The sequence below is a fragment of the Cognatiyoonia koreensis genome (assembly GCF_900109295.1).
Taxonomy (GTDB): domain Bacteria; phylum Pseudomonadota; class Alphaproteobacteria; order Rhodobacterales; family Rhodobacteraceae; genus Cognatiyoonia; species Cognatiyoonia koreensis.
In genome coordinates this window covers 619,444-644,798 of sequence record NZ_FOIZ01000002.1, presented here as the reverse complement: position 1 = coordinate 644,798, position 25,355 = coordinate 619,444, and the positions used below count along the sequence as shown (strand labels likewise).

Annotated in this window: 23 protein-coding genes and 1 pseudogene; 17 read left to right on the top strand and 7 right to left on the bottom strand. The window is 54.1% G+C overall.

The annotated features are described in order from the left end of the window. Positions 1–27: 27 nt before the first annotated feature. A pseudogene (locus tag BMY44_RS18515) lies at positions 28–855 on the bottom strand (GMC family oxidoreductase N-terminal domain-containing protein); the annotation flags it as partial. Next, positions 852–2,252, bottom strand: coding sequence for a metallophosphoesterase (locus tag BMY44_RS14785; protein WP_089996461.1), 1,401 nt, complete (start codon positions 2,250–2,252; stop codon positions 852–854). The gene BMY44_RS14785 and the pseudogene BMY44_RS18515, both read right to left, overlap by 4 nt. A 152-nt stretch (positions 2,253–2,404) precedes the next feature. Here BMY44_RS14785 and BMY44_RS14780 point away from each other — a divergent pair, with 152 nt between their 5' ends. Then, positions 2,405–3,043 (top strand): Crp/Fnr family transcriptional regulator, encoded by a 639-nt coding sequence (locus BMY44_RS14780; RefSeq protein WP_165611857.1) that lies wholly within the window; start codon positions 2,405–2,407, stop codon positions 3,041–3,043. Here the strand turns inward: BMY44_RS14780 and BMY44_RS14775 are convergent. Beyond that, positions 3,040–3,702, bottom strand: a complete 663-nt coding sequence (locus BMY44_RS14775) for a hypothetical protein (RefSeq protein ID WP_089996456.1) — start codon at positions 3,700–3,702, stop codon at positions 3,040–3,042. The two genes, BMY44_RS14780 and BMY44_RS14775, sit on opposite strands and share 4 nt — an antisense overlap. A gap of 317 nt (positions 3,703–4,019) precedes the next feature. On the opposite strand from BMY44_RS14775, the gene BMY44_RS18245 reads away from it, so the two are divergent. Continuing rightward, positions 4,020–4,205: a hypothetical protein gene (locus BMY44_RS18245; protein WP_165611856.1), complete on the top strand. Its 186-nt coding sequence runs from the start codon at positions 4,020–4,022 to the stop codon at positions 4,203–4,205. A gap of 9 nt (positions 4,206–4,214) precedes the next feature. Here the strand turns inward: BMY44_RS18245 and hemH are convergent, their stop codons facing one another. Both hemH and BMY44_RS14765 read right to left on the bottom strand, forming a co-directional pair. Beyond that, positions 4,215–5,303, bottom strand: a complete 1,089-nt coding sequence (gene hemH, locus BMY44_RS14770) for a ferrochelatase (RefSeq protein ID WP_089996452.1) — start codon at positions 5,301–5,303, stop codon at positions 4,215–4,217. 67 nt (positions 5,304–5,370) lie between these two features. Next, positions 5,371–6,177, bottom strand: a complete 807-nt coding sequence (locus BMY44_RS14765) for a methyltransferase domain-containing protein (RefSeq protein ID WP_089997192.1) — start codon at positions 6,175–6,177, stop codon at positions 5,371–5,373. Positions 6,178–6,199: 22 nt separating this feature from the next. On the opposite strand from BMY44_RS14765, the gene BMY44_RS14760 reads away from it, so the two are divergent. Genes BMY44_RS14760 through BMY44_RS14745 form a run of 4 tightly spaced genes read left to right on the top strand, consistent with a single transcriptional unit; the run spans position 6,200 to position 8,458 of the window. Beyond that, positions 6,200–6,916: a ComF family protein gene (locus BMY44_RS14760; protein ID WP_089996449.1), complete on the top strand. Its 717-nt coding sequence runs from the start codon at positions 6,200–6,202 to the stop codon at positions 6,914–6,916. Between the two features lie 32 nt (positions 6,917–6,948). Then, positions 6,949–7,206 (top strand): glutaredoxin 3, encoded by a 258-nt coding sequence (gene grxC, locus BMY44_RS14755; protein WP_089997191.1) that lies wholly within the window; start codon positions 6,949–6,951, stop codon positions 7,204–7,206. Further along, the gene (locus BMY44_RS14750; RefSeq protein ID WP_089996446.1) at positions 7,203–8,045 is read left to right on the top strand and encodes a carbon-nitrogen hydrolase family protein; all 843 of its coding nucleotides are present in this window, start codon (positions 7,203–7,205) and stop codon (positions 8,043–8,045) included. Before grxC ends, BMY44_RS14750 begins: the two co-directional genes overlap by 4 nt. Continuing rightward, positions 8,021–8,458: a MarR family winged helix-turn-helix transcriptional regulator gene (locus tag BMY44_RS14745; RefSeq protein WP_089996444.1), complete on the top strand. Its 438-nt coding sequence runs from the start codon at positions 8,021–8,023 to the stop codon at positions 8,456–8,458. Before BMY44_RS14750 ends, BMY44_RS14745 begins: the two co-directional genes overlap by 25 nt. Positions 8,459–8,462: 4 nt before the next feature. Here BMY44_RS14745 and BMY44_RS14740 read toward each other — a convergent pair whose 3' ends face one another. Beyond that, the gene (locus tag BMY44_RS14740; protein WP_089996441.1) at positions 8,463–9,068 is read right to left on the bottom strand and encodes a LuxR C-terminal-related transcriptional regulator; all 606 of its coding nucleotides are present in this window, start codon (positions 9,066–9,068) and stop codon (positions 8,463–8,465) included. 129 nt (positions 9,069–9,197) lie between these two features. Between BMY44_RS14740 and BMY44_RS18480 the strand changes: the two genes are divergently transcribed. From BMY44_RS18480 to BMY44_RS14725, 3 genes are all read left to right on the top strand, one after another. Further along, a complete protein-coding gene (locus tag BMY44_RS18480) occupies positions 9,198–12,413 on the top strand; it encodes a M10 family metallopeptidase C-terminal domain-containing protein (RefSeq protein ID WP_089996438.1) in 3,216 nt (1,071 codons plus the stop codon). A gap of 302 nt (positions 12,414–12,715) precedes the next feature. Beyond that, entirely contained in the window at positions 12,716–13,207 is a 492-nt protein-coding gene (locus BMY44_RS14730) for a hypothetical protein (protein WP_089996435.1), read from the top strand. After that, the gene (locus BMY44_RS14725) at positions 13,204–15,012 is read left to right on the top strand and encodes a hybrid sensor histidine kinase/response regulator (RefSeq protein WP_089996432.1); all 1,809 of its coding nucleotides are present in this window, start codon (positions 13,204–13,206) and stop codon (positions 15,010–15,012) included. The genes BMY44_RS14730 and BMY44_RS14725 overlap by 4 nt, the downstream gene beginning before the upstream one ends. Before the next feature lie 7 nt (positions 15,013–15,019). Here the strand turns inward: BMY44_RS14725 and ubiG are convergent, their stop codons facing one another. After that, positions 15,020–15,772: a bifunctional 2-polyprenyl-6-hydroxyphenol methylase/3-demethylubiquinol 3-O-methyltransferase UbiG gene (gene ubiG / locus BMY44_RS14720; RefSeq protein WP_089996429.1), complete on the bottom strand. Its 753-nt coding sequence runs from the start codon at positions 15,770–15,772 to the stop codon at positions 15,020–15,022. A 52-nt stretch (positions 15,773–15,824) separates the two neighbouring features. Between ubiG and pip the strand changes: the two genes are divergently transcribed. The 8 genes from pip to nusA all read left to right on the top strand — a co-directional run bounded on the left by pip (position 15,825) and on the right by nusA (position 25,339). Beyond that, on the top strand, positions 15,825–16,814 hold the full coding sequence (gene pip, locus BMY44_RS14715; RefSeq protein WP_089996426.1) for a prolyl aminopeptidase: 990 nt from the start codon (positions 15,825–15,827) through the stop codon (positions 16,812–16,814). 112 nt (positions 16,815–16,926) lie between these two features. After that, the gene (locus BMY44_RS14710; RefSeq protein ID WP_089996423.1) at positions 16,927–17,916 is read left to right on the top strand and encodes an ABC transporter permease; all 990 of its coding nucleotides are present in this window, start codon (positions 16,927–16,929) and stop codon (positions 17,914–17,916) included. After that, a complete protein-coding gene (locus tag BMY44_RS14705; protein ID WP_089996420.1) occupies positions 17,913–19,115 on the top strand; it encodes an ABC transporter permease in 1,203 nt (400 codons plus the stop codon). The genes BMY44_RS14710 and BMY44_RS14705 overlap by 4 nt, the downstream gene beginning before the upstream one ends. Further along, positions 19,112–20,758 carry an ABC transporter ATP-binding protein gene (locus BMY44_RS14700; protein WP_089996417.1) on the top strand — a complete coding sequence of 549 codons (1,647 nt, stop codon included), beginning with the start codon at positions 19,112–19,114 and terminating at the stop codon, positions 20,756–20,758. The genes BMY44_RS14705 and BMY44_RS14700 overlap by 4 nt, the downstream gene beginning before the upstream one ends. Before the next feature lie 72 nt (positions 20,759–20,830). Then, the gene (locus BMY44_RS14695) at positions 20,831–22,375 is read left to right on the top strand and encodes an ABC transporter substrate-binding protein (RefSeq protein ID WP_089996414.1); all 1,545 of its coding nucleotides are present in this window, start codon (positions 20,831–20,833) and stop codon (positions 22,373–22,375) included. Between the two features lie 167 nt (positions 22,376–22,542). Beyond that, positions 22,543–22,938 (top strand): adenosylmethionine decarboxylase, encoded by a 396-nt coding sequence (speD, locus tag BMY44_RS14690; protein ID WP_089996412.1) that lies wholly within the window; start codon positions 22,543–22,545, stop codon positions 22,936–22,938. A 146-nt stretch (positions 22,939–23,084) separates the two neighbouring features. Continuing rightward, the gene (rimP, locus tag BMY44_RS14685; protein WP_089997190.1) at positions 23,085–23,720 is read left to right on the top strand and encodes a ribosome maturation factor RimP; all 636 of its coding nucleotides are present in this window, start codon (positions 23,085–23,087) and stop codon (positions 23,718–23,720) included. Then, complete coding sequence (gene nusA / locus BMY44_RS14680) at positions 23,720–25,339, top strand: transcription termination factor NusA (RefSeq protein WP_089996409.1); 1,620 nt, start codon at positions 23,720–23,722, stop codon at positions 25,337–25,339. Before rimP ends, nusA begins: the two co-directional genes overlap by 1 nt. Positions 25,340–25,355: the final 16 nt, after the last annotated feature.

Here is a 25,355-nt window from a genome sequence, read left to right as displayed (position 1 = left end):
GCTTAGTGCCAGCGTATCAGATCGTAGCAGGATTTCGGTACTTCCAAGGGAGCCTGCCGCGAGGATGACAATATCAGCGGTCAATGGTGTTTTCCTTGATGTCGTGTGCACCTGCCAAATCCCATCGCCTTGGATCAGATGCGTGACCTCAGCACCCGTAAATAGGCTGGCTCCATGCGCCACCGCATCAGGCAAATAATTCATCAGGACAGTGTTTTTTGCACCATAGTTGCAACCGGACACGCAATCGCCGCAGTGGTTGCAAGCGAATTGGTGGATTCCGGCCGCGTTCAGCCCGTCGGTAAAAGTAACGTTCAAGTCGGGTCGTTCCAACGAGACACCAAGTCCTTTGGCAACGTGTGAAAATGCGCGCAGTTTCGGTGGGTTCTGATCAGAAGGAAGCGGGTTTGATCCCAACATCGCACGCGCCCGGTCAAAGTAGGGGTCAAGAATCTTTGGGTCGCTTTTGTAAGGATCCGGCCATTGGCTGAAAATGCGCCGGTCCGGCTCGATTGCGACGTTCGCATTGATCAACGACGTTCCACCTAGACCGCAGCCGACAAAAACGTTCATGTCATCGCCAATCCGAAAATCATACAGACCATCAGTTTTCCCGATGGTCTTCCCGGTCTTTGACAGCGTGACCTGTATTTCATCATTGGCCGATGGTAAGTCGTTGGGGTATTCGCCGGGCCTTATCTCGCGACCCCGCTCCAAAACCGTGACGCTTTGGCCAGCCCGCGCCAAACGTGAAGCGGCAACACTACCGCCATAGCCGGACCCGATGACGATGATCTGGTTTTTTGTCTCTGCTTCGGCGAATGGCTTGGATATCTTCGGAAAAGCTGCCTTCATTTAGCAGCCTGCCGGTCAATATGATCTGCTGTAAGATCAAGCAGGTATTCCTGACGTTCGAAATACGCTTTGCAAGCTACTTCGGCCAACCTTGTCCACTCTGTTTCACTTTGAGCCAGCCATCCTGCGATTTGATCCCGAAATGCGGTGGCGTCGGGCCCGTCGGACAACATCTGGACACGGGCCGCCGGAACAATGCCACCTTTTGGTGTCGAAAACAGATTCACAGATGCAACGTTCAACTTATTATCAATGAGTATCATCGAAGCACCCTCTGCACTGTCCAGCCTCGGTCCGTTCAGGGTCCAACCACCGGTGTTGTATGTCTTTACGGGTTTCGCAAAGCCGGATGCGACGATCCGTTCAGCAAATGGCTTGTGCGTATGGCCGCAAACAAAGGTCGTTTCTGCAAAAACCGCTTTCAACTCAGATTGAATCTGGTTCTTCACAGGACCATTCAGATACCATGCCACGCCCTCATACCCTTTGGTCGTAAGTGCGGTAACTTCGGAGTACCTTTCCGTATCGCGGAACCGCCCAAGGCCAAGATCAAGACCGGCCATTGCGAACGACCGGATGATTTCTTGCACGTTGATATTGCCCGCAAAGGGTAGCTTGTCCCGCAGCGTGTCACGAATTTCGTCGGCGAGCTTCCCTGCGAGCCGGCGGAAACCAGTGCTGGTCAGGACATTTTGGTAGAGGCTGCTGGACTCAATTCCGACACCGGAGTCACCCGTCGTAGACCAGAAGAAATCGATCCAGCCGGCGTTTTCGACGGCGATTTGTTCAACAGTGGGCAAAGACGCATGATCGCCAATCAGCTTTTCCTTGATACGAGTCACAAGGCGGTATTCTTCCTCGATAAAATGTCCATGATGTAAAACAACGGCCCGCTCTTTGTTGGCGAATCCAATATTTGGATACCGCAGATCGACGCCCTTGAAGCCGGATTGCTTAATTAATGACGTCAGCAAACGGCTATCAGCACTGTAAGTAGGGCAGAACGCGTTGGTCGCGCCGCGGTACTCCGGCGTGTCCGGCTGGCGGGAAAAGGTATCGGCCTCTAACGACAGGCGTGCATCTGTCCAGAGAGCATGATCATGATTTCCCGCTGTAGCGATGACTTCGCGTGCGATCCGTCCTGTGTCTGCAATAGGCTTCAGGAACGAAACTGCGTTTTGATATGCATGTGATCGGTTCGAAAACTGCAGGTCAAGAATATCTCCAAGCAGGATCAGTTGGGGGCTTGCGTCAGCCACACTCAGGAATCTCCCAAGTGCCTCAGCGAAAGTTGTGGCGACAGGTTCTGGATCTGCACTGAAACGGCTGGGCGGCGGCATCAGGAGGCTGGTGGGCGCACCGCAGTGCAAGTCCGAAATGCAGATATATTTCAGCATGGCTCCCCCCGCATCAATTCTGGAGGCTGATCTTCCACTCTGTCAACAAGTCAGAAAGACAGGTTGACCCCCTGTGCGCATCCGGCCCCTATGAAGATATGCCCGGTTTTGACATTTCTTTGCCTCCAAGTCGTTCTATCCTGTTGTCTGCAATGGATCCTGCGGATAGCCGCGATCTTTTTGCCGATGCCAAGCGACGAAGTTTTGCCGCAGGCGAGATGTTATTTGCCGAAGGTGAGCCAGGCGATATGGTCATGCTGATTGAAAAGGGGCGTGTCGAAGTCTCGGTCACCTCTTTATCTGGTCGGAAGTCTGTTTTGGCCCATATGGGACCAGGCGAGGTCTTGGGAGAAATCGCTGCACTTGATGGTGGAACACGCAGTGCCGATACGGTTGCCGCAAGTGCCGTAGAGGGCCTGGTTGTGTCGCGGCAAAATATCCTCGCTTTCGTTGCAGAGCGCTCGGATGTGGCGCAGGCCATCATAACCGAACTGTGCCGCAAGGTGCGCAATGCATCCGACATGTTCACCACCCAGTCCGCACCGGAAGGCAGTACCCGACTTGCCCGCGCTCTACTGAGGCTTTTTGATAAGTGGGGTGAGCGCGATAATGGCCGTTTGCGTTTGTCGGAACGGTTTTCACAGGCCGAAATTGGTGAATTCAGTGGGCTGGCACGGGAAAACGTTAACAGACACATCAAGGCATGGGCAGATGAAGGAATTGTCATTGTCGAACGCCGGCAGCTTTTCCTGCTTGATCGTGGACGACTGGCAGCACTGGCTGATATCTAGGCCTTCGCCCTACGGAATTCATCTTCGCTTAATGTGAGCGCGACCATCCTGCGCTGCATCAGCAATGACATGCTGTATGTATTCTCTAAGAACCCTGTCGATGAAATGAGTATTCTTTTTTGATCGGCCGACATCCGGTTATCCGTTCTACGTGACAACAATCCACCAAAGCGCAGATCTTCAATCAGTTTTTCTGTCGTTTTCGGCGACATTTCATCAATCAGAAGATGTGCGAATTCGTAGATTGCGAAAACGGGCGCGCTAAGCGTTCGGACCGTGTCCAGCACCTTGGCCTTGCGTTCGGGCCGAAAGATCGCCTTTCTGAATTCGTTCTTGGACTTCGCGAAATTTGGGTCCTTCAGCAAGCTTTCGATGCGTGCGTTATGGGTTTCGATATAGTGCGCAATCGCGTCTGCGTCTGTGCAATCCAAGGCTTTTAGAAAGAACAGAAATTGAGTAAAATGCAGTAGATAATCATGCCCGTTGCTACCCATGATCGTGGGAAACTCGCAAAGTGGGGCAGTCTTCTCCAGTTCGGCGCGCACAGTTTCAAAGAACCAGTTTTCTGCGCGCAATGACGCTTCGACGGTTTGGAACGCTACTTTGACACCGTCTGGCGGATCATTTTGGCCGGACATCGCTTCAACCACCTGCGTCATATCTTTGCCCCCTTCCTTGATTCTCAGCCGAGGTTTCTTCGATGACTTGCTTACAGAATGAGGAGGTTGATCACTGTCTATGATCCGCAGATCAGGTGGCGTTTTGCTAGTCAAACCGGGGCCCTCCTCTTTCGATGCTGTCACACAAGCTGGGGCAAAGAGCTTTGGAATAGTCCCCTTTGCGGGACGCGGTGCGGTGTCGTTTCGGATGCGACACTCCATAAGACATCGCAGAAAAAAGCTTGGAAGAATGTGACGCTCATCACATCGCACACACCGAATTCAGGAAATAACGGACGCAACAAGGAGAAAAGAACATGTCCCGTCCGCCTATCCCAAATTCTTCCGCTCGTTGCGAGTTCGGTGCGATGTCATGCCGGTCGCGCGCTGACCCAGCCGTGCTGCTTGATTTAATTGATCGGATCAAGGCAGCAAGCGGAACACCAGTACTTCCCGGTGCGGCCCCGATGCCAAACCAGATTTCAGCGACAAAGACGGGCTAAGTGCTTCGCCTAGCGGTTCACCCACCCAAGCAGGTTTTGGTCAATCACCCCGCACAGTGCGTGAATATGTGCAGCGTCATCATTCAAACATGGGATGTAGGTAAAGTGCTCGCCACCGGCTTCTTCGAAGGATTCTTTGATCTCTTCGTTAATTTCTTCAAGCGTCTCGATGCAATCGGCTGAGAAGGCTGGGGCGCAGACGGCGATGTTTTTGATACCGTCTTCTTCTGCTAGCCGGGCAACTTCTTTCACAGTGTAGGGTTTCAACCACTCTTCGGGGCCAAACCGTGATTGGAACGTCGTTTTTATCTGCGTATCGTCCCACCCAAGCCGTTCCTTGAGTAGTCGCGTCGTTTTCTGGCACTGGCAGTGGTAGGGATCACCTTCGCGCAAGTACCGCTCTGGAACGCCATGATAAGAACAGATCAGCATTTCGGGCTTTGTTTCCGCAGTGGCATAGGCGTTTTCGATGCTCTGTGCCAACGCGTCTATGTAGGCTGGGTCTTCGAAATAGGGTTCAACAATACGGGCGATAGGTTGCCACTTTTCTGCCATCAAAGCGCGGAAGAATTGGTCATTCGCTGTCGCTGACGTCGCTCCAGCGTAGTGTGGATACAGCGGGAAAAACAGGATCTTCTGGCAGCCGGCTTCAGTCATTTCCCGGACCTTGGATTTTGTCGACGGGTTGCCGTAACGCATACAAAAATCGACGTGCACATCGTCGCCGTAGCGCGCCTGCATTTCCGCCTTGATGGCTGCCGTCTGCTTTTTGGTGATGGTCATCAGCGGACTTTCGTTGTCCGCCTCGTTCCAAATCGATTTATATGCGGCGCCCGATGAGAATGGTCGCTTTGTCAGGATCACAAGTTGCAGCAGTGGCTGCCAAAGCCACGCGGAATAGTCGATAACGCGTTTGTCTGACAAAAATTCGTTCAGGTAACGGCGCATTGACCAATAGTCGGTCGCATCAGGCGTGCCGAGGTTGGCCAACAAGATGCCCACTTTCGCAGGTTTCACCTTTGGGTGGTCGGCAGGTGCATGGATCGGGCACACGGCTTCGCGTGGCGTATCAGCTTTTTGTGCATCAAACATGTTCATCACCTCACAGTAACCCGGAAAATAGGTCAGATAAAAGGAATACGGGCGAGGTCAATTGGCAGACCACTTATAACTTGGTTTCTTTGGTATTCAGTACGTCGGCCAAACGTGTCGTTGCACTGCCGGGGCGAAGCGGCTTTGGCTGGTTTTCTGCAGGAGCCCAGCCTGTCAGCGTAATAATTTCAAAGGTCGCCTTAACTAGGTCGCCGTCTGCAAAAGTATCAGCGTAAATCCGGGCAGCCTCGGCGATGACCTTTCGTTTTGTCGGATGGCGCAATCGCGATTCTAGGGCGTTGGCCTCGCCCATCGCACGAAGATCGTGCATCAGATGATATGCGGTTTCATAAGACGCCGACAAAGGTGTGGCATCTGCAACAGGCAGTGCGAATCCAGCTCGTTGCAGCAATGCACCAAGATCTCGGATTTCACCCATCGGCGCGACTCGAGGCGATAGCCCACCCGTAATATTCGCTTCTGCCTGCCCGAGTGCCGAGCGCAGTTCGTGCAGCGTTTGGCCGCCAAGAAAGCTGCATATCAACAGCCCATCCGGTTTCAGCGCGCGGCGGCACTGCACCAGTTGCCCTACAGGATCGTTTGCCCAGTGTAGCGCCATAACATGCAACACAAGATCATAGCTGCCCGGGGCAAGTTCGAGAGTTTCTTCGTCAGCAACGGTCGTTGCATGTGGGAAATACTGACTCCAATGATCAGGAAATCCCGTGACGACCGCTACTGATGGAAACGATTTGTTAACCTCGTCCAGTCTTTCATGAAGCTCATCCGCAATCTGGTCGTGCAAGAACAGCGCGTTGGATGTGGCGCGTTGGCGGTTGCGCAGCAAGGCAGCGCGGTCAGTGAGTGTCGGTGCATTCATGGGGATCATGTAGGGGACTGCGATGATTATGCAAAGCGTGATCCGTGCGATCTATCCGGCGCAATGTGTCGCTTGCGAGGCATTGACCGAAGTGGAACATGGGCTTTGTTCGGGATGCTGGCGAGACACTTGGTTTATTCATGGGACATGCTGCGATCAATGCGGCACGCCTTTGCCAGGTGATGGCAGCGATCTGCGTTGCGATGATTGTATGGTAATCGCGCGGCCGTGGGATCGAGGTCGGGCCGCCATGGTCTACAAAGACGTCGGGCGACGGTTGGTACTAGGTTTGAAACATGGTGATCGGCTTGATCTTGTACCGTCAGTTTCCGGCTGGATGGCGCACGCGGGTCGCGATTTTCTTAACGACGACAGCCTTCTGATTCCGGTGCCGCTTCATTGGACACGCTTGCTGCGGCGACGCTATAATCAGGCGGCCGACCTTGCTAAGGGCATAGCAAAGCTGGCCTGTGCCGACGTTCTGCCGGATGGCCTGCAGCGTACACGACGAACTAAAGCGCTTGACGGACACACGCGCGAAGATCGATTTGCGGCCCTTGAAAGTGCAATTTCGGTCAATCCGCGTCGAAAGCATTTGATCGCTGACCGGCATGTCGTGCTTATCGACGATGTCATGACTTCCGGGGCGACACTTGCCGCATGTGGCGATGCTTGTCTGTTATCTTGCGCTCAGTCTGTCTGCGTTCTTACGCTGGCAAGGGTGGTGAAAGATGCCTAGATTGCATCCAAACCAACAAGAGGATGCCACAGATGGCAACTGTCGAGATTTATACCAAGCCAACCTGCGGGTTTTGCCATATGGCTAAGCGATTGCTGAATTCCAAAGGGATTAGCTACGCAGAAACGAACATCACTGCGCAACCTGACAAGCGGTCGGAAATGGTCCAGCGGGCGAACGGCGGCACAACCGTCCCGCAGATATTCATTGATGGAAAACATGTTGGTGGTTGTGACGACCTGTTTGCGCTGGAACAGTCGGGCAAACTTGACCCCTTGTTAGCCGCATGAAAATCAGCGTTCTCCAGATGACGTCCGGCGGCGATCCTGCCGCTAATCTGGAAATAACAAGCGGGATGATGCGTGATGCGGCGGCTCAAGGCGCAAAGTTCATTGCGACTCCTGAGGTTACAAATTGCATTTCGCTGAACCGGTCGAAGCTCGTAGATGTTCTACAGCATGAGGAGGAAGATCTGACCCTAGCTGGGTTGCGTGCGGAAGCGAAAGAGCTGGGAGTCTGGCTTTCTATTGGATCGATCGGGTTGAAAACCAACGCAGCTGATGGGCGCTTTGCAAACCGGTCTTTTCTGATTTCGGACACAGGCGATATCGTGGCACGATACGACAAGATCCATATGTTTGACGTCCAGGTGAACGACGCCGAGACCTATGCTGAATCAAAGGGGTATCGTCCCGGAAACGAGGCCGTCGTTGCGCAGACGCCCTTTGCGACAGTCGGACTTACAATCTGCTATGACGTCCGGTTTCCACATCTGCACCGAGACCTCGCCAAAGCCGGTGCCGAAATCCTGCTGGTGCCGGCGGCTTTCTCGACAGTCACAGGTGCTGCCCATTGGGAAACGCTGCTGCGCGCGCGTGCAATCGAAACGGGGTGTTTTGTGATCGCGGCGGCGCAAACCGGTCAACATTCCCCAAAGCGCGCGACTTATGGGCATTCGCTTGTCGTATCGCCTTGGGGCCACGTTTTGGTTGACGCGGGGACCGAAACGGGTGCCACGGTTATTGATATTGACCTTGCGGAAGTGGCAAAAGCACGTCAGCGCATTCCTGCGCTAACACATGATCGTGCTTACGAGGGCCCCGCATGTCCGACAAAACCCAGAACCTAGCGGTCGCATTGTTCAGTGAACTTCTGACGCTTGACCAGCTAACCCGGGCCAGCGTTGCCAAAGTCATGCCGCGCGGGATGGAGCTGTCGCATTTCGTCGTACTGAACCATCTCGCGCAGTCGGCTTCCGAGAAATCGCCCGGTCAGTTGGCAAAGTCCTTTCATCTCACTCGGGGGGCGATGACGAACACGCTCAACAAGCTTGAATGGGCGGGTTGGGTGCATGTCAGACCGGATTGGGATGATGCGCGGCGCAAAAAAGTGGCGATCAGCCCGTCAGGTCAAGCCGCCCGTGATGCGGCAATCGCGGGTATTGCGCCAGTAATCGAAGATATCGTTGCGCAGGTTGGCGAGGAAAAGGTGCGCATGGCGTTACCTGTTCTGCGGGAATTGCGCGGCCTTCTGTCGGAATAGGTTCCTATGCGAGTCCCATGCCACGTAATTGATCAATCGCCTCCACACGGCCCGCAACGCCTAGCTTGCGAAAAACGTTGCTTAGATGCGTTTTGACGGTCTCGGGCGACAAGTCCAACATCTGTGCAATTTCCTTGTTCGTTAATCCCTTTGAAACAAGAACAACAATGTCGAGCTGGCGCTGTGTCAGATCGAATTGCGCAAGAACATCGGTGGATGATCCCTGCTGGATTTCCTCACCACGCAAGGCAGACTGTATGGCTGCAAGGATATGTTCGGGGCGTTCGGATTTGTTGACGTAGGCCATTGCGCCCGCCTCTAAGGCGTTCTTCTGGTCTGAAGGGTTGTGACTGGCCGATACGACAAGGACGGTTGATTTTGGGGATGCTCCGCGCAGACGCCGCACCAGATCCGGCGCGTAGCTTCCGGGAATAAAATAGTCCACAATAAAGAGCGCTGCCGCCAACTGACCGGATTCGACTTCCTGAACAGCGATGTCTGCATCGGCGCGGGCAATGCAAACGAATGGCTCCGCCAGCGTTCCGATCATCATTTCTACACCCATTGCGAACAATGCGTGGTCGTCGAGTACGACGATGGTTCGTGGCATTTCCACCTCCTGCCCACTTCACCCGCTCCCCCATCCGGGGGAACGACAGGATTTGTCTGGCTTTCTACGCTGTCAGCACCCGGCAGCACCGGGAACAATTTTAAACTAGTCCATTTAAGGAGAAACGCCATGAAACCCGTGTTCTCTGACGCTTTGGCGGCAGATCAGATTATTGATTGGAACCATGGGTCGGTCTCGACATTGAACGCCCGGAAGTTCGGCGATTCAGATCTTGGGACCAGCGCAACCGTGACATATTCTTTCCGTGGCCCCGGGGATCTTTACGATCCAGATGACGAAGATCAGATGCGCCCGCTCACTCTTGATGAATGGGATCAGTTCGAAGATGCGCTGCAAATGATCGAAGATGTCATCGACATAGATTTTGTGCGAGTGCCGATTTTCGGTTGGAGCAGCGACGGCCAGCTGCGCGTTCAAGCGCGCGACGACAATTGGGGCAACGCGCCTCCACGCTATCGTGAGCGCGACGGAGAAGCTGATGAGCTGCGACCAACAACCATTTCGCTCGCGACCGGCACTGACGCAGATGACACATTCAGTCAACGACACGCGATTCACGAAATTATGCACGGGATCGGTGCAAACCATCCCGGTGCGTACGACCTTGACGACGGGGAAAACAATACATCCTACGAAAATGACGCAGCCTATTTTCAAGACACCAACCAATATACACTGATGAGCTATTTTGCTGCATCCGAGTCAGGTGCGAACTACAACCGCGCTGGCGAGGGAACGTTGCAGCTGCATGATGTGATGGCGATGCAAAAGCTCTATGGAGCGAACGACACCGCGTTTTCGGGCAACACGATCTACGGGTTCTACTCCAACACGGATCGTGCGACTTGGACAATGGACGGAAACGACGACCACATGTTCGGGGCGATCTGGGATACGGGTGGTATCGACAGGATCAATCTCGAAGAAGAATGGCGCGACAGTCGGATTGATCTGCGTGAAGGACACTATTCCTCTACCGGTCCATGGGATCTCAATCTGTCGATTGCCTATGGTAGCGTCATTGAAAACGCGACGGGTGGCACAGGCGACGATTGGCTGTCGGGCAATAGCGTTGGCAACCGCTTGGTCGGAAACTTTGGAAACGACACGATTGTCGGGCGCGACGGCGACGATCTGTTGATCGGTCAGGAAGGGAATGACCTGTTCTATGGCGGGTCGGGCACTGACACCATCTACGGTGGTGCTGGTGAGGATCGCGTCAGCTACAACTATGCCGAGGCAGATCTGCAAATTGATCTCGCAGCTGGCACAGCGCGGCGCCAGTCTGGTGGAGCAACAGAAGAACTTCTCAGCATTGAACATGCCGTTGGCGGGCAAGGTGCCGACATCATTCGCGGTACATCGGGGAACAATACCCTCGAAGGATATCAGGGCAATGATCTGATAAGCGGTCGTAATGGTGTCGATTTCTTGAGAGGACAGGCCGGAACTGACTTCCTTTATGGCGGGCGGGGCGACGATTTCCTGTTCGGGGGCCAGGGTGCTGACACACTGGTAGGTGGCGATGGTCTGGATCTCATTTCTGGCGATGGTGGAATTGATACTATCGATTACACTACGACAAGCAGCAACGTCGACATCGACCTCGACGCTGAAACGGCATTTGTCGCGACTGGAAACGAAGACCAGATATTCAACATCGAAAATATCATCGGCACCGATTTTGACGATGAACTTCGCGGCAATGGTCTGGCGAATGAAATCATCGGTTTGCGCGGCAACGATTTGATTGTCGGGCGTGGAGGCGATGACCTACTGCGTGGCAATCAAGGCAGTGACACCATGTACGGAGGCAGTGGCGTCGATCGCGTTTATGGCGGTAATGGCGCGGACCGGATAGCAGGTGGTAATGGTGCAGATGATCTGCGTGGTGGCTACGGCTCCGATGTCTTCTTTGGTGGTGCCGGAGATGACGAAATCAGAGGTGGTGCCGGATCAGATACGCTTGATCTGGGTAATACGTCCGGACCATGGACTGTCGATCTTGATGTCGGTGAAGCCCGTCAAGGTTTCAACCAGAGAGACGCGCTATATGGAATCGAGAATATTGCCGGATCACGTGGTATCGACGGTCTTCTGGGCGATGAGAATGCCAATCGGATCAGTGGACGGGGCGGCAATGATGCGTTGCTTGGCCGTGGCGGTAACGACATGCTGTTTGGCGGACGTGGCAACGACAGTATATCCGGTGGGTTGGGCGATGATCTTATCTCTGGCGGTCAAGGCACTGACCGCATGAACGGCGAGGAGGGCATCGATACGATCGACTATTCCTATTCAAATGCAGACTGGACAATCGATCTTGAAGCAGCTGAGGCGACCCGTAGCGGTGGCGGAACAGAAACAATTCTGTTTTTCGAGAATGTGCTTGGCGCTGGCGGTAACGACGTCATTTCGGGAACGATAGGTGCAAACAACCTGCAGGGCCTCGATGGTGATGACATTATCCGCGGTGATCGGGGAAATGACCGCATCGAAGGCGGGAGTGGCGATGACTACCTCATCGGAGGCCGCGGCCACGACACGATCTCTGGCGGTATTGGTGTGGATCGCATGGATGGTAGCGGCGGATCTGATACTGTTGATTATAGCTACTCTAATGTGTCGTGGTCCATTGATCTGGAAAGCGAATCGGCAACTGCGGCAACAGGTACGGTAGAGTCGATACAGAACTTCGAAGATGTTATCGGCGGAGGCAGCGCAGATACGATCTATGGTACCGATGGCGATAACCACCTGATCGGACGAACTGGAAACGACCGTCTTTACGGGCGTGATGGATCGGACAATCTCGAAGGTGGATCTGACCACGATTGGCTGTATGGCGGTGATGGGAACGATGCATTGTCCGGGGGCACCGGTAATGACTGGTTGTGGGGCAATGATGGCAATGACAGGCTGTCAGGTTCAGGCGGTAATGATCGTCTGGTCGGCGGTATCGGTCGCGATGATCTTATCGGCGGCGACGGCGCTGATATCTTTATCTTCCTGAACACTGATGAATCAAGTGGAGTCAACCGCGACACCCTGCGTCCGGGCAATTTCGGAGCAGTCGCTTTCGAACAAGGCGTTGATGTAATTAGTGTTGCGGGCATTGACGCCAACGAAACGATTGCTGGCAATCAAGCCTTTATCCTTGGAACGGCTCCGGGTGTCGGGCGTCTGACTTTGCGTGATAGCGTGAACGGGTTCACCGTAGTCGAAGGTTACATAGACAATGGTCGCACGGTCGACTTTTCGTTCCTGATCGAAGACGGAAGTGTTCTGGCAAGCAGTTACACTGCAAGCGACTTCCTTCTCTAATGAAGGGTGCGAGGCATGGGTCACCTATGCCTCGCACAACAGGAAAAGCCATGAAGACGGTGTGTCATCCGGTCTTTGAAACACAGGGGTCGACAGCAAATCCTCTACATCCTGCATCAATCTGTGCCCCTGTCGAAATCAGTTTAAAATGTCTTAGAAGTGCGTTCATGCACGGGTTCATTCTTCCCGACCTGTCACGGTCACTTTGCGGATGATTGGACTCTGCGATCATCTGCAGCCAGACTTGCGTGAAGTTTCCTTCAAAACGCTCATTCCTGCAGAACTTCGTTTGAACGCATACAATGCCCGATCCCATACCCAAAAAGCTGCCACCACAGAAACAACCATTCACGATGCGCGGGTACGTCTCAGCACTTTGTTTTGCGGGTCTTGTTCTTTTTCTAATTGGTCTTGGATTCGACAGTGTTTTGCGCGCGTTCGGCATCGGCATTGCGCCTTGGTTCGAAGCATTCTGGAGCGCGTTCGTCGGGGTCGTCGTATCCTTTTTTGTGGCGCGCCTTTTCTGGCGAATGGGTTTGGTGACTTTTCCGCAATACATGCTTGGGGCATTCACGATCATGGCGCCCATCGCAATCTTGTCGTTTATCCCGGTTGCCCAGTTGTTCGGCAATACGATCGCACTGCCATGGCTTTCAGAAACCGCGTCGGACCATCACGCTATCGCGCTGACGATCTATATCCGGCTGGCCAGGGCTGTGATCCTTGTCCCCGTCTTCCTTGGTGCGTTCACGTGGTTTTATCATGTCCATCTGGGTATGGAGCCTGAGAAATGAAACAAGATGGCGCACAGCCTACAGGATTACCGGATCGAATCTATCTCCTGTCTCAGGCGATCCGCCCCGCAGAAGTGCGCCAAATCCTCGTCAACACTGCGCTGACAGACGGTTGGATGCCGCTTGTCATCAACATGAATATTTCGATCTTTGTTGGGATGACAGCGTTGACAGCCGGGTTCGGTGCAACCCAATCGCTGACTTTCCTCGTGATACACCTGTCCGCGACAACCGCTGCAATGATCGTTTATCTTCTTTTACAGTTACGCCGTCAGATGGGTCGAGAGCTTTCGCTGGATGCGACCGAACGCGGTCTCTGCTTCAACGACATATTGGTTATGTGCGGCTGGGGATTGGGGCTTGCGCTGTTCTTTATACCACAAGACGATGATCGCTCACTGATGCTGGTATTACTGATGGCCGTCGCGGGTATCTCCTCAGCTGCGCTGAATGCAAAAACGCTCCCGACACTGTTGTTCGGGCGGATTACACTTTTCGGTCCGGCGATGTTTTTTGTCGCCTGGACCCAACCGATCCTCTGGCCTCTGCTGATTGCAACGCTGATGGTCGGGGCGGCCATGTCAGTTGGTATCGGTTATGCGGTGCACATCCAGTTGCTGAATGAGGCCAATCTGGTCTTGCGCATGCGGGATACGAACGCGCTTTTAGTTCAACAATCGAAAACACTGGAACGGTCCGCAAAACAGGAACGACAAGCGCAAGAACAATTGCTGGAAGAGGCGCAGCTGCGCGAACGCTTTCTACATGCTATCAATCACGATTTGTCGCAACCACTAAGCGGATTGGGTATGTGTTTGTATACGCTCGATCAATCTGCCGGGATGCCACCAGATACACGTGGCCCGCTGAATGCCGCGCGCAAGTGTTTACAAACCGCGAAGTCCCTGATCCGGGATGTCACTGACGTCGCCCAGCGCAAGGGCGAACGTCCATTGCCGAAAATTGAGGATATTCCGCTTGGCCCGCTCTTCGAACGCATTGTCGATGAACTGAATCCGGTTGCGGAACAAAAGGGGCTCGCGCTCCGCTATGTCGCGACCAGCCAAGCAGTCAAGGCCGACGTGAACATGCTCCGGCGTGTTCTGCGGAATTTGGCGTTCAACGCGATAGACTACACAGACAGCGGAAAAGTTCTGCTGGGTGCCAAAAAGCGTGGTGAAACGACTGGTATTATTGTCGCGGACACAGGTCGCGGAATTCCAAAGGACAAGCATGACAGTGTCTTTGACGCATATTTTCGCAATACTGCAGAAAACGATCAGGACCGGTCTCATGTGGGTCTGGGGCTTGCCATCGTGCGTGACCTGACGCAGGCCATGGGCGGGGAGGCGGTCTTGAAGAGCGCGCCAGAACACGGCAGCCTCTTTGAAATACGGCTCCGACGCTCGGAGCCTACTAAAGCGAAACAATTCCCCAGAAAGGCCCGCGGCCACGTCCTTTTGGCCGAAGACCAGCCAGGTCTGCGCGAACATCTTTCCTTGATGCTGCGGCAACTGGGATATCAGGTAACGGCACCTACGACAGAAGCGGGTCTCCGCAAACTCACTGATATGACACTCACCGGGTACGACCGGCTCTTGCTGGACGTGTCGCTTCTTCCGGATCTGACGGCGCTCGACATACTGCGCGCGGCTGGCAAAGACATATACGGACGGACGCTGGTGATTTCAGAATATGCCGATGCAGGCGTGCGTGCGCATTTGTCTGCGATCGGTGTAACGTTCGCGCAAAAGCCAATCAGTCGGGATCGACTGGCAACGTGGCTGAACACATCGCCAGCATAGGTTGGACCTAATCAGCCGGTTTCAGGGCAGCTGTTACATAGTTGACCGACAGGTCACGATCCGAAATCGACCACGTGAACTTAGCGAAATTGAATACGTAGCCTTTGCGATCCACAGGCTCCATTCCGGCCTTCGAAATCAGATTGAATAGCTCATCAGGGGTAATGAATTTCTTCCATTCGTGGGTCCCCTTTGGCAGCCAGCGCATCACCCATTCGGCACCGACAATCGCCATCGCGAATGACTTCGGATTCCGGTTGATCGTCGAACATAAGTGCAACCCACCCGGTTTCAGTAGTTGCTGACATGCTGTCAGATAGCCCAGCGGATCAGCGACGTGTTCTACAACTTCCATGTTTAGGACCACATCGAACTGCTCTCCTGCGTCCGCCATCGCTTCGGCAGTGGTGTGGCGATAGTCGATATCCAGACCGGATTGTTCGGCGTGGATCTGCGCGACGGGGATGTTACGCTCAGCTGCGTCGGCCCCGACGACGGTGGCCCCAAGGCGGGCCATGGGCTCGCAAAGCAACCCCCCGCCGCAACCAATATCCAGAATATGCAACCCTTCGAACGGCTTATCCGCTTTCAGGTTACGATCGAATTCCGCCGAGATCTGATTTGTAATGTATTCCAGACGCACAGGGTTCATCATATGCAATGGTTTGAACTTGCCAGCAGGATCCCACCATTCGGCAGCCATGGCTTCGAATTTGGCGATCTCTCCGGGGTCTACCGTATTCGTGGCTTGCGCTTGCATTTGTTGGCTCCGGGTCATGGTTTCTGCAGTTGTAAGGCTATATAGGTCGATCATGGACAAAATGGTGAGCCAAAAGAGCGCGGTGGCGCATTTATATCCCAGCATTGATCCGTTTGATCAACGGATGCTGGATGTCGGAGACGGCCACCGTATCTACGTCGAACAATGTGGTAATCCCGATGGGATGCCCGTTGTCGTATTTCACGGTGGGCCGGGAGGTGGTTGCAGCCCTGCCATGCGCCGATACTTTGACCCCGCGCACTATCGGATCGTTCTTTTTGACCAGCGCGGATGTGGAAGATCGCGACCGCACGCGCGGGTTGAACAAAATACAACATGGCATCTGGTTCGTGACATCGAACATATCCGCGATGTGCTTGGGATCGACCGCTGGATCGTTTTTGGTGGTAGCTGGGGGGCGACGCTCTCGCTTATTTACGGGCAATCCCATCCGGATCGCACCGCGGCCATGGTCGTGCGCGGCGTATTCCTGATGACAAAACGCGAGCTGGACTGGTTCTATGGTGGAGGTGCCGGTCGGTTCTGGCCGGATCTTTGGGCCAAATTTACAAAGCCCATTCCCGAGGATGAGCGTGACGACATGATCGGGGCCTATCACAAACGGCTCTTTTCCGGTGATCTGACGCAGGAAACCCGCTTTGCCCGATCTTGGGCGGCTTGGGAAAACGCTTTGGCGTCAATTGATAGTGATGGGGTTACCGGCGAAAGCCCTGCTGAATACGCGCGTGCATTCTCGCGAATTGAAAACCACTACTTCAAAAACGGCGGTTTTTTGGCAGACGACCAGCAGATTCTTGATCGGATGGACCGCGTCGCGCATATCCCCGGCGTGATTGTGCAGGGTCGGTTTGACATGATTTGCCCCCCGGAATCGGCATATGCACTATCTGCAAGATGGCCCGAAGCCAAGTTGCGCATGATCCCGCGTGCCGGACACGCGCTTTCTGAACCGCGGATCAGTGCGGAATTGGTCAATGCTATGGACCGGTTTGCAAGCCAGCGTAAGCTGTTGGGGCTTTAACCTTCCGATAATCTGTCGGATGCCCGCACTTTCCGTCAGCGCTAGCTGCCTAGGCTTTACAGGGTGCCATCAACCGTTAAGGTAACTGAAGCTACGAGGGACTGAAGAACCGTTGCAGAACGTACTTTCAATTATTTTCAAACGCCTTCTGCTTGGGCTCCTTACGCTTTTCGTCATCTCCATCGTTATTTTTATTGCCGTCAATGCGTTGCCCGGTGACTTTGCTGAACTCATCTTGGGGCAGGGTGCAACGCCTGAATCTGTCGCAGCGATCCGACGTGATCTTGGTTTGGATGAGCCACTTTACACCCGCTATTTCACATGGCTCGGTGGCATGCTCACCGGTGATTTGGGCACTAGTTTTGCACAGTTGAATTTTGCCAATGCGATGGGTGGGGCTGGCAGCGTCACGGTGGCCGAGCAGATTGCACCACGTTTCGCGAATACGATTTTCCTGGCCAGTGTGACCGCCGCAATCGCTGTACCTGTCGCAGTCACTTTGGGCATTTTGGCCGCGCTGTACCGGAACACGGTTTTTGACCGGGCTGCAAACGTCCTGACACTCAGTTCGATAAGCTCGCCTGAATTCTTTATGGCATACTTGCTGATCCTCTTTCTGGCGGTCCTGAACCCGATCCTTCCATCTCTGTCCAATATTTATGATGGGATGCCTTTTGGTGAGCGGCTTGAAAAAACGCTGTTGCCGGCATTGACGCTGACTTTGGTGGTCACGGCCCACATGATGCGGATGACCCGCGCTGCAATCATCAATTTGCTGGCAAGTCCGTACATCGAGATGGCTCGGCTCAAGGGTTTGTCGCCAATACGCGTTATCGTCAAACACGCGCTGCCGAATGCCTTGGCCCCGATCATCAATGTAATTGCTTTGAACCTTGCCTATCTGATCACGGGTGTGGTCGTGGTCGAAGTGGTTTTCGTCTATCCTGGCATCGGCCAACTGTTTGTCGATAGCGTTAAGATTCGGGATATCCCTGTTGTTCAAGCCTGCTGCCTGATCTTCGCGTCAGCCTACATTCTACTAAACCTGACGGCTGACATCATGTCGATCCTGTCCAATCCAAGATTGAGGCATCCGAAATGACGGTATTGTGGCTCGCAGGCGCACTTTTTCTCATGGCAGGCACGGCTTGGGTGCTGCGCTATGCAGGTCAAATGGCTACGTCGAACGCCCCACGTTTCCGTGACATGCCATTTGGCGTCGCGTTCGGTTATGTCCTTGGTGCTGCGCTGCTGTCTTGGCTGGTCTGGGCATTCCTGCAATCACGCAGCGATGATCCAGCCGTCGCGAACAAGTTCTTCTTCCTTGGTTTTCTGATCCAGTTCTTTTTGGTGTCAGCAGCAGCTGCTTGGGTGTTTCGTCTGCTGGGACGTCAGGTCGGAACGCAGGCGACGCGAAAGCTGTTCCGGACGATGCCACTAACAGCTGCATTCGGCATTCTGATAATCATCGTATATATTATTTTGGCCGTTTTTGCGGGTGCCATTGCACCCCATGGTCAAGACGAGATTCTTCAGGGTGTTGCGGCGAACGTCATCGCCGGTGGAGATCCGGCGATGGGCGGCAACCCGGACTACTTGCTTGGCACTGACAAAATCGGGCGAGATATCCTCTCGCGCCTTATCTACGGGGCGCAGAATACTGTCGGGATCGCCTTCGTGACGACGTTGTTGGCATTTTTCCTTGGTGGCACGCTTGGATTTCTTGCAGCGACGCTTGGCGGTTGGCTTGATCAACTGCTCTCGCGTGCGGTCGATGTGCTCATGGCGATCCCATCACTTATCTTCGCCTTGCTGCTCATGACAATTGCAAGCGTTTGGGCTCCGCAGATTGGTGTTCCATTAACTGTTTTCATGGTGATTATCATCGCTGTGATCGACAGTACGCGCGTCTATCGTTTGGCCCGTGCGGTCGGTCAAAACATCGTCGTCATGGACTATATCGAAGCAGCCAAACTACGTGGTGAGGGGCTTGGATATCTCGTCTTCAAAGAAATCCTGCCAAATGCCACCGCACCATTGCTTGCCGAATTCGGCCTGCGGTTCTGCTTTGTATTTCTGACCATCGCCGCACTGTCCTTTTTGGGTGTCGGTATTCAGCCACCGTTGGCCGACTGGGGCACAATGGTACGCGACAGTGCGTCGTTGATTTCATTTGCAACCTTCGCACCGCTTGGTGCCACTCCGCCGCTCTTGGCGGCGGGGGCCATTGCTTTGCTGACCATTGCGGTTAACTTCGTCGTGGACTGGATGCTGCATAAATCATCGGGGCTGAAAGAATGACCGATCAGCTTGTTAAAATCCGAGATATTTGGCTCGAAGGCCGATCTGATGAAAACTGGAACCCGATCATCAATGGAGTGGATCTTGACCTCAAACGTGGTGAGGTGTTGGGCCTAATCGGTGAGTCCGGTGCTGGCAAATCAACGCTGGGTCTGGCGGCAATGGGTTACACCCGTGACGGTGTACGTATCTCGAAGGGGTCTGTCTTCTTCGACGGTATCGATCTTTTGACAGCTTCCGCAGCAGTAAAACGCGACTTGTTGGGTAAGCGGATTGCATACGTTGCGCAGTCTGCCGCCGCCAGCTTCAATCCCGCGCATAAGATCATCGACCAGCATATCGAAGGTCCGGTGCAGCACGGCGTCATGTCAAAGGCAGAGAGTATGGCAGACGGGCAAGAGCTTTATCGCAAATTGCGTTTGCCCGATCCCGACCAAATCGGGTTCCGCTATCCGCATCAGGTATCAGGTGGACAGTTGCAGCGAGCGATGACGGCTATGGCCATGTCCTGCCGGCCTGATCTGATTATCTTCGACGAACCAACCACTGCGCTTGATGTCACGACCCAGATCGAAGTTCTTGCCGCGATCCGCCAGATCGTCGAAGAATATGATACCGCAGCGATTTACATCACACATGACCTCGCTGTCGTGGCGCAGATGGCCGACACCATAAAGGTTCTGTTAAAGGGCGACGAGGTTGAAACGTCGGATACTCGTTCGATGCTTCAGAACCCACAAGAAGACTATACAAAATCGCTTTGGGCAGTACGCAGTTTCCAGCGACCATTGAAAACACCGGTTGTCGCAGGTGCCGTGCCGGTGGTTAGCGTTTGCAATGTCGATGCCGCCTACGGAAAGGTCCCTGTACTGCATGATGTCAGTTTCGATATGCATGCGGGTCGGACTGTCGCAGTCGTAGGTGAATCTGGATCAGGTAAATCAACGACCGCGCGCTGCATCACAGGTCTGTTGCCACCTACATCGGGGCACATCGCGTTCGACGGTGAAGCTGTTCCTGCGGATTATCGCAAACGGTCTAAGGACCAGTTGCGGCAAGTGCAGATGATTTATCAGATGGCCGATACTGCGCTAAACCCGCGTGTCTGCGTAGGCGATATCATTGCGCGCCCGGTTCAGTTCTATCTGGGCTTGCGCGGGAAAGAAAAACGCCGTCGCGTCGATGAATTGATGGATCAGATCGAACTAGACCCGGCGACGTACTACGACCGCCTTCCCTCAGAGCTTTCGGGCGGACAAAAGCAACGGATCGGTATTGCGCGCGCGCTTGCCGCGGACCCTAAGTTCATCATCTGCGACGAAGTAACGTCTGCACTCGATCAGTTGGTCGCCGAGGGTATCTTGCGACTGCTGGCGCGATTGCAGGATCAACTATCGCTATCCTATATGTTTATCACCCATGACCTTGCGACCGTGAAAGCGATCGCTGACGAAGTTGTGGTGATGAAAGATGGGCGCGTTGTAGAACAAGGGATGAAAGACGACATGTTCACGCCACCACATCACGCCTATACAGATCTGCTTTTGTCCTCGGTCCCCGAAATGGACCCGGACTGGCTCACTTATCTGCTCGCAGAACGCGGAGTTGATAACATCGGCGACGCTGCTGTTGATAAGATGTAACGCGAATCACCTGCCAAAGGGCGGCGAAGCGGGCGAAGTATCGTCCGAAAAAGAAAACTAGGGAGAAGACATATGTATGGAATTAGTAGACGCGGCTTGCTCAAAACGGGTGCCGCTGCAGGTGTACTCAGCCTGACGGGCATGCCACTGCGCGCGCAAGCAAAGCGTGGCGGAAAGTTGACCGCTGGTTTGGGTGGTGCAAACACATCCGACAGCTGGGATGGGCGCACGCATTCGGACATCTTCATGATTGCTTCTGCGCACGGTACAGTCTTCGATTGCCTGACCGAAGTTGCAGCAGACGGTTCGCTTGTTGGCGAGCTGGCTGAAAGCTGGGAAGCATCTGCCGATGCAAAGACCTGGACCTTCAACCTGCGCCAGGGCGTGACGTTCCATAACGGCAAGGCCTTCGGTGCTGACGATGTGCTTGAGTCACTTCAGATGCACCTTGGTGAGGAATCAAAGTCTGCTGCCAAGCCGATTGTTGAAAATATCGCTGAGATGAAGAAGATCACCGATCATCAGGTCCAGTTTACGCTCGCCGCCGGTAATGCTGATTTCCCCTATCTGATGTCAGACTATCACATCCTGATGTATCCAGCCGGACAGATCGAAGAAGCGATTGCTCAGGGCATTGGTACGGGTCTCTATCAGGTGACCGCATTCGATCCAGGCGTGCGCATGACAGCCTCGCGCGTCGACAGCCATTACAAAGGTGAAGATGCTGGGTTCTTCGACGAAATCGAATATATCGCGATCAACGATAATACGGCCCGGATGAACGCGTTGATGACCGGTCAGGTTGATACGATCAACCGGATTGATTTCGCGACCGAAGCACTCTTGAAGGCCAACCCTGCATTGCGAATTCAGGAAGTCACGGGCAACCAGCACTACACCTTCCCAATGCACACGCAGACCGCACCGTTCAACGACGTGAACGTGCGCAAAGCGCTAAAATACGGCATCAACCGCCAGGAAATGGTCGACAAAATCCTGTTTGGTCATGGACAAGTGGCCAACGACACGCCGATCGGTCCTGCAAACCAGTATTTTGCCAGCGACATGGAGCAACTTGCTTATGATCCGGACAAAGCAAAGTTCCACCTCAAGGAAGCGGGCCTCGATAGCCTCGACATCAATCTGTCGGCGTCCAATGCCGCATTTGAAGGTGCGGTCGATGCAGCACAGCTCTATCAGGCGTCTGCTTCTGCAGGCGGCATCAATCTGAACGTGATCCAGGAACCAGCTGACGGCTATTGGTCGAACGTCTGGCTCCAAAAGCCGTTCTGCGCGTGCTATTGGTCCGGTCGTGCGACAGAAGACTGGATGTTCTCGACGGCCTATGAGGCAGGTGTGCCTTGGAATGACAGTCAGTGGGACAATGCACGTTTCCAGGAACTGCTTTATGCAGCCCGTGCCGAGCTGGATAGCGACAAACGTCGCGAGCAGTATGGTGAAATGCAGCAGATCCTGCGTGACGAAGGCGGCGTTTTGATACCGATGTTCGCCAATTACGTACAGGCTGTGAACAACCGAATCATGTCTCCAGACACGGTCGGAAATCTCTGGCAGATGGACAACGCTCGTATGGCAGAACGTTGGTCCGTCGCATAGGCACTGAAAAGGTCCAGTGAATTCGAAGCGTCCCACCGTCAGGCGGGGCGCTTTTTTTGTGGCATATGTCACAGGTTGCGTCTCCCTCGCTTCTCGGCGTCGGAAATCCGTTTCACTCGCTGACCAAATAAGACAGTTTGAAGCCGTAAAGGATTTGCCGGCCCGATATGAACGTTCAATCCAAGACCAACCTGACACCCGGCCCCTTGGGCCAGCACGTGATCGTTGAATTCCACGGAGCAACGCATTTGACGGAGAGCGCTGAAACTGCGTCGGTCTTGCGAGATGCCGCAAGGGCCGCAGGTGCGGTTGTTCTTGATGTGAAACTCCATGATTTCGGAATGCGGCATGGCTACACCGGTGTCGCGCTGCTCGCAGAGTCCCATATTTCGATCCACACATGGCCCGAACATGGCTATGCAGCCGTCGATATATTCATGTGCGGTGATGCGGAGCCACTCAAGAGCCTAGCTGTATTGCGCGCGTTCTTTGCACCTAGTGCTGAACGCGTAACGACGCTGAAGCGGGGGGAGATGGTATTGGAAGAGGCGATGGGCGAATAAGCCCAAGTCTGACGCTGGCGGACACTGCCCCTTGCAGACTCAGTTCCTGATGCGTATGTAGACGTCACAGCGGCGCAGGCTTCCACCCCCTGCACCACCGAAATCGCAACGGGCCGCGCGCCCGTTTTTTTGTGCTTGGACTTGATATGAACGACATGATCGCCAAAGCGGCCATTGATCGCCGCATCGCCGAAATCATCACCCCGGTCATCGAAGACATGGGTTTCGAAGTCGTGCGGATCCGGTTGATGTCAGGCAAGGATACGATCCTTCAGATCATGGCGCAAAAACCGGATGGTACGATTGAAGTCGATGAATGCGGCCAGATCTCGACCGCGGTAAGTGCAGTGCTCGATGTCGAAGACCCCATTCTTGATGCTTATAACCTCGAGGTTTCCTCTCCCGGTATCGACCGACCCCTGACCCGTCTGAAAGACTTTGCGCAGTGGGAAGGGTTTGAAGCCAAGATTGAAACTGAACAACTTATTGATGGCCGCCGTCGTTTCAAAGGCCAACTAGCTGGTGTGGATGGCGACGAAGTGCTGATCGAGATCGAAGAAGGTACAATCGGCCTCAAGTTCGAATGGTTGACCGATGCAAAGCTGATCCTGACAGACGAGCTGATCCGCGATGTATTGAAGGGCCGCAAGGACGCCGGCCAGATTGATGAATCCCAGTTCGATGAGATCGAAACGATCATCGACAGTGACGAAAACGTTGCCCCTGCCAAAACAGGCAAATCGAAAAAGCGCCCCAGCAAGGCGAAAAAGGAGAAGAACTGATGGCGATTACCTCTGCCAACCAGCTTGAGCTTTTGCAGACAGCCGAAGCTGTTGCCCGCGAAAAGAACATTGAAGCTGGTCTTGTTGTCGAAGCGATGGAAGAATCGCTCGCCCGTGCTGCCAAATCCCGTTACGGCGCGGAAATGGATATTCGCGTGTCGATCGATCGCAAGACAGGTCGCGCCACATTTACGCGCGTGCGCACAGTCGTCGATGAAGAAGAGCTTGAGAACTATCAGGCGGAAATGACCATCGAGCAGGCCAAGCAGTATCTTGATGATCCGCAGATCGGTGACACTTATGTCGAAGAAGTGCCACCTGTCGAACTTGGCCGGATTGCCGCCCAATCTGCAAAGCAGGTTATCCTCCAGAAGGTTCGCGAAGCAGAGCGTGACAAGCAGTACGAAGAATTCAAGGATCGCGCCGGTACGATCATCAACGCACAGGTCAAACGCGAAGAATACGGCAACGTCATCGTCGATGTCGGTGCCGGAGAGGCAATCCTGCGCCGCAACGAAAAGATCGGTCGCGAGGCCTATCGCCCAAACGATCGTATCCGTTGCTACATCAAAGAAGTTCGCCGCGAGCAGCGTGGGCCCCAGATCTTCCTGTCGCGCACGGCACCGGAATTCATGGCAGAGCTTTTCAAGATGGAAGTGCCTGAAATATACGAAGGGATCATCGAAATCAAAGCCGTTGCACGTGATCCCGGTTCACGCGCGAAGATTGCCGTGATTTCCTATGACAACTCCATCGATCCTGTCGGTGCTTGCGTTGGTATGCGTGGTTCCCGCGTTCAGGCTGTTGTTAACGAACTGCAAGGCGAAAAGATCGACATTATCCCTTGGAACGAGGACATGCCAACGTTCCTTGTGAACGCGCTTCAGCCTGCCGAGGTGTCCAAGGTCGTTCTGGACGAAGAGGCTGGCAAGATCGAGGTCGTCGTTCCCGAAGAGCAGCTCTCGCTTGCCATCGGTCGCCGTGGTCAAAACGTGCGTCTGGCATCGCAGCTTACCGGTCTTGATATCGACATTCTAACTGAAGAAGAAGAATCCAAGCGTCGTCAGGCCGAATTCGAACTGCGCACGAAGATGTTTATGGACACACTCGATCTGGACGAATTCTTTGCACAGCTGATCGTTTCCGAAGGCTTCACGTCCCTGGAAGAAGTCGCCTACGTCGAGGTCGACGAACTGTTGGTGATTGAAGGTGTCGACGAAGATACTGCAAATGAATTGCAGGCCCGTGCGCGCGATTATCTTGATGCCCAAGCGAAAAAGGCGATGGAAGCAGCGATTGCAACGGGTGTGGAACAGTCCCTTATTGATTTTGAAGGTCTGACACCCCAAATGCTGGAAGCGCTCGGCAAGGATGGTGTCAAAACGCTCGAAGACTTCGCAACATGTGCGGACTGGGAGCTTGCTGGTGGCTGGACCATCACAGACGGCGAGCGCACCAAGGACGATGGTGTGCTGGAGCCATTTGACGTCTCGCTGGAAGAGGCGCAGAATATGGTCATGACCGCTCGCGTGATGCTTGGTTGGGTTGATCCTGCAGATCTGGAAGCTGATGCAGCCGAAGATGAAGAAGGTGAAACTGCTGAGGAGGCTGAGGTCTGATCCCAGACCTCAGGAG